Annotated in this window: 6 protein-coding genes and 1 pseudogene; 4 read left to right on the forward strand and 3 right to left on the reverse strand. The window is 42.9% G+C overall.

Annotated elements, in window-relative coordinates; translation table 11 throughout:
- The 3 genes and pseudogenes from FGQ53_RS10275 to argS form a co-directional block, all read right to left on the reverse strand.
- Nucleotides 1-196 (reverse strand): annotated as a pseudogene (locus FGQ53_RS10275) (IS5/IS1182 family transposase); the annotation flags it as partial.
- An 86-nt stretch (nucleotides 197-282) separates the two neighbouring features.
- Nucleotides 283-528 (reverse strand): hypothetical protein, encoded by a 246-nt coding sequence (locus FGQ53_RS10280; protein WP_000084861.1) that lies wholly within the window; start codon nucleotides 526-528, stop codon nucleotides 283-285.
- 495 nt (nucleotides 529-1,023) lie between these two features.
- The gene (gene argS, locus FGQ53_RS10285) at nucleotides 1,024-2,715 is read right to left on the reverse strand and encodes an arginine--tRNA ligase (protein WP_138338516.1); all 1,692 of its coding nucleotides are present in this window, start codon (nucleotides 2,713-2,715) and stop codon (nucleotides 1,024-1,026) included.
- 156 nt (nucleotides 2,716-2,871) lie between these two features.
- Between argS and argR the strand changes: the two genes are divergently transcribed.
- The 4 genes from argR (at nucleotide 2,872) to patB (ending at nucleotide 9,524) form a co-directional block, all read left to right on the forward strand.
- On the forward strand, nucleotides 2,872-3,318 hold the full coding sequence (argR, locus tag FGQ53_RS10290) for an arginine repressor (protein ID WP_138338518.1): 447 nt from the start codon (nucleotides 2,872-2,874) through the stop codon (nucleotides 3,316-3,318).
- Between the two features lie 50 nt (nucleotides 3,319-3,368).
- Nucleotides 3,369-5,903 (forward strand): DNA mismatch repair protein MutS, encoded by a 2,535-nt coding sequence (mutS, locus tag FGQ53_RS10295; protein WP_138338521.1) that lies wholly within the window; start codon nucleotides 3,369-3,371, stop codon nucleotides 5,901-5,903.
- Between the two features lie 146 nt (nucleotides 5,904-6,049).
- Nucleotides 6,050-7,756, forward strand: coding sequence for a multidrug efflux ABC transporter subunit PatA (gene patA / locus FGQ53_RS10300; protein ID WP_138338523.1), 1,707 nt, complete (start codon nucleotides 6,050-6,052; stop codon nucleotides 7,754-7,756).
- Nucleotide 7,757: 1 nt separating this feature from the next.
- A complete protein-coding gene (patB, locus tag FGQ53_RS10305) occupies nucleotides 7,758-9,524 on the forward strand; it encodes a multidrug efflux ABC transporter subunit PatB (RefSeq protein ID WP_138338526.1) in 1,767 nt (588 codons plus the stop codon).
- The last annotated feature ends 98 nt before the right edge of the window (nucleotides 9,525-9,622 follow it).

A 9,622-nucleotide genomic window follows, 5' to 3' on the forward strand; every position in this document is an offset into this window, starting at 1 on the left:
AGCGTAAGTAGCGCAAGGTCATGATAAGTTGGTCTTCCATACTTAGACGGCGTGGGCGTCCTCCTTTTCGGTGTTGCTCTTGATAAGCGTCAGTGAGACAATCAAGCATCAGTTGAAACGTCGCTTTTTTAACACCTATCAACAATTTGAAATTCTCTGAGTTTAATTTTAAGGCTTTTTCGTATGTTGTTTCCATAGCTTTAGTATACCACTTTTGAGTTACCGAACAAGTCTATTAAAGTCTTAGTCTCGGTTTTCATATTTCTTAAAGAATAGCTAGGCTTATTTCAATTGATCTGTAATGTCTTTTGATAGCAACATTCCTAGATGATAAGTTTTATTGATGTAAGCAATGACATCATTGATGTTTTCAGTCGTTTGAATTTTCTCCTTGATGTCAGCCCTAAATGTTTCATCCTTCAAAAGTTGTTCTTGGTAGAGTCTTTGAAGTCTCTCCTTCTCGTACTTATTGAGCAGAAAAAGGAAAACCAAACTAATCACAACGAGGATATAAGCATATTGGCTCATAAGATATCTCCCTGTATGATAAAGAAGTAGTAGTGAGTAGATTGAAATAGTGAAGCGTCTAAGCCAATTAATAGATTCGGTTGCCCAATTTAGTGAGGCGTTTAGGCAAGTGTCTCTGGTTACGACGTAAAGAAACATAAATCGATAATTTTTATGTACCTTTACTAATGAAGCGCCTAGCCAAAGTCCGAATAGGATTTGGTCTTAGTTACTTAAACTGCTTTACAATCAAGTAATTAAAAGCTTACGACATGAGCCTAACCAAATCGATATTATTTGGTTAGGTGAATTAGTGAAGCAGTTAGCTAGTCCGCATATAAGCGGCTAGCGTCTAGCAATTAGGAGCTTTAGTTCCAATAACTTTAAGATTACGACGTTTTAGGACATAAATCGATCATATTTATGTCCTAAAACTAGTGAAGCGCCTAGCCAAAGTCCGAATAGGATTTGGCGTTAGTTACTTAGATTGCTTTGCAATCAAGTAACTTTGGCGATTTACATCTTATCCGGCGCTTCTACTCCGAGCAAGCGAAGGGCTTCTTTGAGAACGACTGCAGTTGCGTAGCTGAGAGCTAGACGGCTGTCGCGTTCTGGGCTTTCATCCAAGATACGTGTATGTGCATAGTACTTGTTGAAGGCTTGAGCCAGACTAATTGCAAATTTAGCAATGATAGAAGGTTCAAAGTTATCCGCTGCACGGTTGATAATACGTGGGAAGTCTTGGATGAGTTTAATGATTTCCCAGCTTTCAGTATCATTCAAGCTATAGTTACCAGCTGTTTCTGGTTTGAAATCTGCTTTACGCAAGATAGATTGGATACGAGCGTAGGCGTATTGAACGTAAGGTCCAGTTTCACCTTCGAAGGATACCATGGCCTCTAGGTCGAAGTCATATCCGTTTGTACGGTCAGTCTTGAGGTCATAGAACTTAATAGCTCCAACCCCAACAGCATGCGCTACTTGGTCCTTGTTTTCAAGTTCAGGATTTTTAGCTTCGATTTGGGCCTTGGCACGACTAACAGCCTCTGCAACTGTAGGCTCTAGCAAGATGACATTCCCTTTACGAGTAGAGAGTTTTTTCCCTTCTTTTGTAACCAAACCAAAAGGAACGTGAGTAATGTCTTCACTCCAGTCGTAGCCCATCTCTTGCAATACAGCTTTGAGTTGTTTAAAGTGGGCAGATTGCTCTTGACCAACGACGTAGATAGATTTGGCAAATTGGTATTCATTTTTACGGTAAAGAGCTGCAGCCAAGTCACGTGTGATATAGAGAGTAGCACCATCAGATTTCTTGATAAGGGCTGGATGTTCAATTCCATATTTCTCAAGATTCACAACTTGGGCACCTTCTGACTCAACAAGTAGTCCTTTTTCAGAAAGAATGTCTACAACTGCATCCATCTTATCATTGTAGAAAGCTTCCCCGTTATAGCTGTCAAAATCAACCTTCAATTCATTGTAAAGACGGTTAAATTCCACCAAACTTTCATCGCGGAACCATTGCCAGAGAGCGAGGGCTTCCTCGTCACCATTCTCCAGTTTGCGGAACCATTCGCGTGCTTCTTCATCCAAGCTAGGATCTTTTTCAGCTTCAGCATTGATTCGAACGTAGAGTTTAAGAAGTTCATCGATTGGATGCGCTTTAACGGCTTCTTCATTTCCCCATTTCTTGTAGGCAACGATCAACATTCCAAACTGTTTGCCCCAGTCTCCCAAATGGTTGACCTTGACCGTTTGATAGCCGATCTTTTGGAAAATATGTGACAAGCTATCTCCGATAACAGTTGAGCGTAGGTGACCGATAGAAAATGGTTTAGCGATATTGGGACTAGACATGTCGATCACAACATTTTCTTGTTTGCCAATATGTTGGTCAGCATAGTGTTCTTTTTCAGTGATAACCGCTTGCAATACTTGAGCAGAAATGGCCGATTTATCAAGGAAAAAGTTAACGTAAGGTCCTGTTGCGACAACTTTTTCAAAGGCTTGACTGTTAATCTTTTCAGACAGTTCAGCCGCAATCATTTGAGGGGCTTTACGTTCGACTTTTGCAAGAGAAAAAGCAGGGAAAGCGATGTCTCCCATTTCTGAGTTTTTAGGTGTTTCCAGTAAATTTAAAATAGCCTCTTGGTCCAGGCTATCAATGATGCTAGCCAACTCGCTAGCAATCAATTCTTTTGTATTCATTAAGAGCTCCTTTTTGGACTTTTCTACTATTTTATCACAATTTACAACATTTTTTGAGAAAGAAGAGAATTTTTTTGAATTATCTAGTTTTTTTGGTATAATATAGTTATAAAATAAATGTAAAATTTGTTATAAATATTCACTTAAGAGGATGATATGAGAAAAAGAGAACGGCATCAATTGATTAAAAAGATGATCACCGAAGAAAAACTTGGGACACAGAAAGAGATTCAAGATCGTTTAGAAGCTCGTAATGTCTATGTGACACAAACGACTTTGTCACGTGATTTGCGTGAAATCGGCTTGACCAAGGTTAAGAAAAATGATATGGTGTATTATGTACTAGCAAATGAGACAGATAAGATTGATTTAGTTGAGTTTTTGTCTCATCATTTAGAAGGAGTTGCAAGAGCTGAGTTTACCTTGGTACTTCATACCAAACTTGGGGAAGCTGCAGTCTTAGCAAACATTGTAGATGCAAACAAGGATGAATGGATTTTAGGAACAGTTGCTGGTGCCAATACCTTATTGGTCATTTGTCGAGACCAGCACGTTGCCAAACTCATGGAAGAGCGTTTGCTAGATTTGATGAAAGATAAGTAAGGTCTTGGGAGTTGCTCTCAAGACTTATTTTTGACAAGGAGAGACGGAAAATGGCGACAGAAAAGCTATCACCCGGCATGCAACAGTATGTGGATATTAAAAAGCAATATCCAGATGCTTTTTTGCTCTTTCGGATGGGTGATTTTTATGAATTGTTTTATGAGGATGCGGTCAATGCTGCGCAGATTCTGGAAATTTCCTTAACGAGTCGCAACAAGAATGCGGACAATCCGATTCCTATGGCGGGGGTTCCCTATCATTCTGCCCAACAGTATATCGATGTGTTGATTGAGCAGGGCTATAAGGTAGCCATTGCAGAGCAGATGGAAGATCCCAAACAAGCGGTTGGGGTTGTTAAACGAGAGGTGGTCCAGGTCATCACACCTGGAACGGTCGTCGATAGCACTAAGCCGGACAGTCAGAACAATTTCTTGGTTGCCCTAGACCGTGATGGCAGTCAGTTTGGCCTGGCTTATATGGACCTGGTGACCGGAGATTTTTATGTGACAGGTCTTTTGGATTTCACGCTGGTTTGTGGAGAAATCCGTAATCTCAAGGCTCGAGAAGTGGTGCTGGGTTATGACTTGTCTGAGGCAGAAGAACAGATTCTCAGCCGCCAGATGAATTTGGTGCTCTCTTATGAAAAAGAAAGTTTTGAGAACCTTCATTTACTGGATTCACGATTGGCAACTGTGGAGCAAGCGGCATCTAGTAAGCTCCTCCAGTATGTTCATCGAACCCAGATGCGGGAATTGAATCACCTCAAACCTGTTATCCGCTATGAAATCAAAGATTTTTTGCAGATGGATTATGCGACCAAGGTTAGTCTGGATTTGGTTGAGAATGCCCGTTCAGGTAAGAAGCAGGGCAGCCTTTTCTGGCTTTTAGATGAAACCAAAACAGCTATGGGCATGCGTCTCTTGCGTTCTTGGATTCATCGTCCTTTGATTGATAAGGAGCGAATCGTCCAACGTCAAGAGGTGGTGCAGGTCTTTCTTGACCACTTCTTTGAGCGCAGTGATTTGACAGATAGCCTCAAGGGTGTTTATGATATCGAACGCTTGGCTAGTCGGGTTTCTTTTGGCAAGACCAATCCCAAGGATCTTTTGCAATTGGCGACCACCTTATCCAGTGTACCACGGATTCGTGCGATTTTAGAAGGGATGGAGCAACCTGCTCTGGCTTATCTTATCGAACAATTGGATGGAATCCCTGAGTTGGAGAGCTTGATTAACGCTGCCATTGCCCCTGAAGCTCCTCATGTGATTACGGATGGGGGTATTATCCGGACGGGATTTGATGAGACTTTGGATAAATACCGCCGAGTGCTCAGAGAAGGGACTAGCTGGATTGCTGAGATTGAGGCTAAGGAGCGAGAAAACTCTGGCATCAGCACGCTTAAGATTGATTACAATAAAAAGGATGGCTACTATTTCCATGTGACCAATTCGCAACTGGGGAATGTGCCAGCCCACTTTTTCCGCAAGGCAACGCTGAAAAACTCGGAACGCTTTGGAACCGAAGAATTAGCCCGTATCGAGGGAGATATGCTGGAGGCGCGTGAGAAGTCAGCTAATCTAGAATACGAAATTTTTATGCGTATTCGTGAAGAGGTCAGCAAGTACATCCAGCGTTTGCAGGCTCTAGCCCAAGGAATTGCGACAGTTGATGTCTTGCAAAGTCTGGCAGTTGTAGCTGAAACCCAGCATTTGATTCGACCAGAGTTCGGAGACGATTCACAGATCGATATCCAGAAAGGGCGCCATGCTGTCGTTGAAAAGGTTATGGGGGCTCAGACCTATATTCCCAATACGATTCAGATGGCAGAAGATACCAGTATTCAATTGATTACAGGGCCAAACATGAGTGGGAAGTCAACCTACATGCGTCAGTTAGCCATGACGGCGGTTATGGCCCAGCTAGGCTCTTATGTGCCAGCAGAAAGTGCCCATTTACCGATTTTTGATGCTATCTTTACCCGTATCGGAGCAGCAGATGATTTGGTTTCAGGTCAATCAACCTTTATGGTGGAGATGATGGAGGCCAACAATGCCATTTCTCATGCGACTAAGAATTCTTTGATTCTCTTTGATGAGTTAGGGCGGGGAACTGCAACTTACGATGGGATGGCTTTAGCTCAGTCCATCATCGAATACATTCATGAGCACATCGGAGCCAAGACCCTCTTTGCGACCCACTACCATGAGCTGACCAGTCTGGAGTCCAGCTTGGAGCATTTGGTCAATGTTCACGTGGCAACCTTGGAGCAGGATGGGCAGGTCACCTTTCTTCATAAGATTGAACCAGGGCCAGCTGACAAATCCTACGGTATTCATGTGGCCAAGATTGCTGGTTTGCCAGCAGACCTTCTAGCAAGGGCGGATAAGATTTTGACCCAACTGGAGAGTCAGGGCACAGAGAGTCCGGCTCCCATGAGACAAACGAGTGCTGTTACTGAACAGATGTCACTTTTTGATGCGTCAGAAGACCATCCTATCCTAGCAGAAATAGCTAAACTGGATGTTTACAACATGACACCCATGCAGGCTATGAATGTCTTGGTCGAGTTAAAACAAAAACTATAAAGCCAAGAATGACTAGTCATTCTAGCTGTATCAAGGAGACTTCTTTGACAAGTTCCCACTTTTTTGCTAGAATAACATCACACAAACAGAATGAAAAGGAGCTGACGCATTGTCGCTCCCTTTTGTCTATTTTTTAGGGAGAAAGTATGCTGATTCAGAAAGTAAAAACCTACAAGTGGCAGGCACTGGCCTCGCTTCTGATGACAGGCTTGATGGTTGCTAGTTCACTTTTGCAGCCGCGTTATCTGCAGGAAGTGTTAGACGCCCTCCTTGCTGGGAAATATGAAGCCATTTATAGTATCGGGGCTTGGTTGATTGGTGTGGCCTTGGTCGGTCTGGTTGCTGGTGGTCTCAATGTTGTCCTTGCAGCCTATATTGCCCAAGGAGTTTCATCCGACCTTCGGGAGGATGCCTTCCGCAAAATCCAAACCTTTTCTTATGCCAATATTGAACAGTTTAATGCGGGAAATTTAGTCGTTCGCATGACAAACGATATCAACCAGATTCAGAGCGTCGTCATGATGACCTTCCAAATTCTTTTCAGACTTCCCCTCTTGTTCGTCGGTTCGTTTATCTTGGCGGTTCAAACCTTACCATCTCTGTGGTGGGTGATTGTTCTCATGGTGGTCTTGATTTTTGGTTTGACTGCTGTCATGATGGGGATGATGGGGCCACGTTTTGCCAAATTTCAAACCCTTCTTGAGCGCATCAATGCTATCGCTAAGGAAAATCTGCGCGGTGTTCGTGTGGTCAAGTCCTTTGTCCAAGAAAAAGAGCAGTTTGCGAAGTTTACAGAGGTCTCAGACGAGCTTCTCGGTCAAAACCTTTATATCGGCTATGCCTTTTCAGTGATTGAACCCTTTATGATGTTGGTTGGTTACGGAGCAGTCTTCCTCTCTATTTGGCTGGTTGCGGGGATGGTTCAGTCGGATCCATCTGTTGTTGGTTCCATTGCTTCCTTTGTCAATTACCTTAGCCAGATTATCTTTACTATTGTTATGGTTGGATTTTTAGGAAATTCTGTCAGTCGTGCCATGATTTCCATGCGTCGTATTCGAGAAATTCTTGACGCAGAGCCAGCCATGACCTTCAAGGATGTCCCAGATGAAAAGTTGGATGGAAGTCTTAGCTTTGAAAATGTAACCTTTACTTATCCAATGGACAAGGAACCGATGCTGAAAGATGTGAGCTTTACCATCGATTCTGGTCAAATGGTTGGTGTCGTTGGAGCGACTGGTGCAGGGAAGTCAACTTTGGCTCAATTGATTCCACGTCTCTTTGATCCGCAGGAAGGGGCTATCAAAATCGGAGGCAAGGATATTCGAGAAGTGAGTGAAGGAACCCTGCGTAAAACTGTTTCTATCGTTCTCCAACGTGCCATTCTCTTTAGTGGAACGATTGCAGATAATCTAAGACAGGGTAAGGGAGATGCCACTCTATTTGAAATGGAGCGCGCAACCAATATTGCTCAGGCTAGCGAATTCATTCATCGTATGGAGAAAACCTTTGGAAGTCCAGTTGAGGAACGGGGAACCAACTTCTCTGGTGGGCAAAAGCAACGGATGTCGATTGCTCGTGGGATTATTAGTAATCCACGTATTCTGATTTTTGACGATTCGACCTCAGCCTTGGATGCTAAGTCAGAGCGCCTTGTTCAAGAAGCCTTGAATAAGGACTTGAAGGGGACGACAACTATTATCATCGCGCAAAAGATTAGCTCGGTTGTCCATGCAGACAAAATCTTGGTTCTGGATCAAGGACAATTGATTGGTCAAGGTACGCATGCAGACTTGGTTGCCAACAATGCAGTTTACCGTGAAATCTACGAAACACAGAAAGGAAAGGAGGAGTAAAATGAAGGCAGTTCAATTTTTTTGGAATTATTTTAAAGTCTATAAGCTATCATTTGTAGTTGTTATCCTGATGATTGTTCTGGCAACTCTTGCCCAAGCACTCTTTCCGATCTTTTCTGGACAAGCGGTAACAAAGCTAGCCTATTTAGTTCAAGCTTATCAAGATGGCAATCCAGAACTTGTTTGGCAAAGCCTATCAGGAATCATGGTCAATCTCGGACTGCTGGTTTCGGTTCTCTTTATCTCTAGTGTCATATACATGTGTCTCATGACGCGCGTGATTGCAGAGTCGACAAACGAGATGCGCAAAGGCCTCTTCAGTAAGCTTGCTCGCTTGACGGTTTCTTTCTTTGACCGCCGACAAGATGGCGATATCTTGTCTCGTTTTACCAGTGATTTGGATAATATCCTTCAAGCCTTTAACGAAAGCTTGATTCAGGTCATGAGCAATATTGTTTTATATATCGGTCTGATTCTTGTTATGTTTTTGAGAAATGTAACTCTGGCCTTCATCACCATCGCCAGCACACCAGTGGCCTTTCTTATGTTGATTTTCATCGTGAAAATGGCTCGCAAATACACCAACCTCCAACAAAAAGAGGTAGGGAAACTCAACGCCTATATGGATGAGAGTATCTCAGGTCAGAAAGCTGTCATTGTGCAAGGAATTCAAGAGGATATGATGGCAGGATTTCTTGAGCAAAATGAGCGCGTGCGCGAGGCAACCTTTAAAGGAAGAATGTTCTCAGGAATTCTGTTCCCTGTCATGAATGGGATGAGCCTTGTTAATACAGCCATCGTCATCTTTGCTGGTTCAGCTGTACTTTTGAATGATAAGTCTATTGAAACAAGTACATCCCTAGGTTTGATTGTTATGTTTGCGCAATTTTCACAGCAGTACTACCAGCCTATTATCCAAGTTGCAGCTAGTTGGGGAAGCCTTCAGTTAGCCTTTACAGGTGCTGAACGGATTCAGGAAATGTTTGACGCAGAGGAAGAAATTCGACCTGAAAAGGCTCCAATCTTCACTAAGTTGCAAGAAGGTGTTGAAATTAGTCATATTGATTTTTCATACTTGCCTGACAAGCCGATTTTGAAAGATGTCAGCATTTCCGCTCCGAAAGGCCAGATGACAGCAGTTGTTGGTCCGACTGGGTCAGGGAAAACGACTATTATGAACCTCATCAATCGCTTTTATGATGTTGATGCTGGTGGGATTTATTTTGATGGGAAAGATATTCGTGACTATGACTTGGATAGTCTTAGAAGCAAGGTGGGAATTGTTTTGCAGGATTCGGTCTTATTTAGCGGAACCATTCGAGACAATATCCGTTTCGGTGTGCTAGATGCTAGTCAAGAAATGGTTGAGGCAGCAGCCAAGGCAACCCACATTCACGACTATATCGAAAGCTTACCTGATAAGTACGATACTCTTATAGATGATGATCAGAGCATCTTTTCAACAGGACAGAAACAATTGATTTCCATCGCTCGAACCCTGATGACAGATCCAGAAGTCCTCATTCTCGATGAAGCCACTTCGAACGTAGATACGGTGACAGAAAGCAAGATTCAGCATGCCATAGAGGCGGTTGTAGCAGGCAGAACTAGTTTCGTCATTGCTCACCGTTTGAAGACCATCCTCAATGCAGACCAGATTATTGTCCTTAAAGATGGAGAAGTCATTGAACGTGGTAACCACCATGAACTCTTGAAGTTAGGTGGATTTTACTCCGAACTCTATCACAATCAATTTGTTTTTGAATAAGAAAAAAGTTGTCCTATGTGGGCAATGTCATTAAGTTAGTGATCTAACTACTTGAATAGGAGGTGTGATTGAGGTCATCAAAGTGATTCTCTATCACA

This window comes from Streptococcus mitis (assembly GCF_005844455.1).
GTDB lineage: Bacteria > Bacillota > Bacilli > Lactobacillales > Streptococcaceae > Streptococcus > Streptococcus mitis_BF.

What these genes read in the sequence shown, in the direction of transcription:
- mutS (WP_138338521.1), top strand. Translation starts at nt 3,369, where the DNA reads ATGGCGACAGAAAAGCTATCACCCGGCATGCAACAGTATGTGGATATT.
- patB (WP_138338526.1), top strand. Translation starts at nt 7,758, where the DNA reads ATGAAGGCAGTTCAATTTTTTTGGAATTATTTTAAAGTCTATAAGCTA.
- patA (WP_138338523.1), top strand. Translation starts at nt 6,050, where the DNA reads ATGCTGATTCAGAAAGTAAAAACCTACAAGTGGCAGGCACTGGCCTCG.
- argS (WP_138338516.1), bottom strand. Translation starts at nt 2,715, where the DNA reads ATGAATACAAAAGAATTGATTGCTAGCGAGTTGGCTAGCATCATTGAT.
- FGQ53_RS10280 (WP_000084861.1), bottom strand. Translation starts at nt 528, where the DNA reads ATGAGCCAATATGCTTATATCCTCGTTGTGATTAGTTTGGTTTTCCTT.
- argR (WP_138338518.1), top strand. Translation starts at nt 2,872, where the DNA reads ATGAGAAAAAGAGAACGGCATCAATTGATTAAAAAGATGATCACCGAA.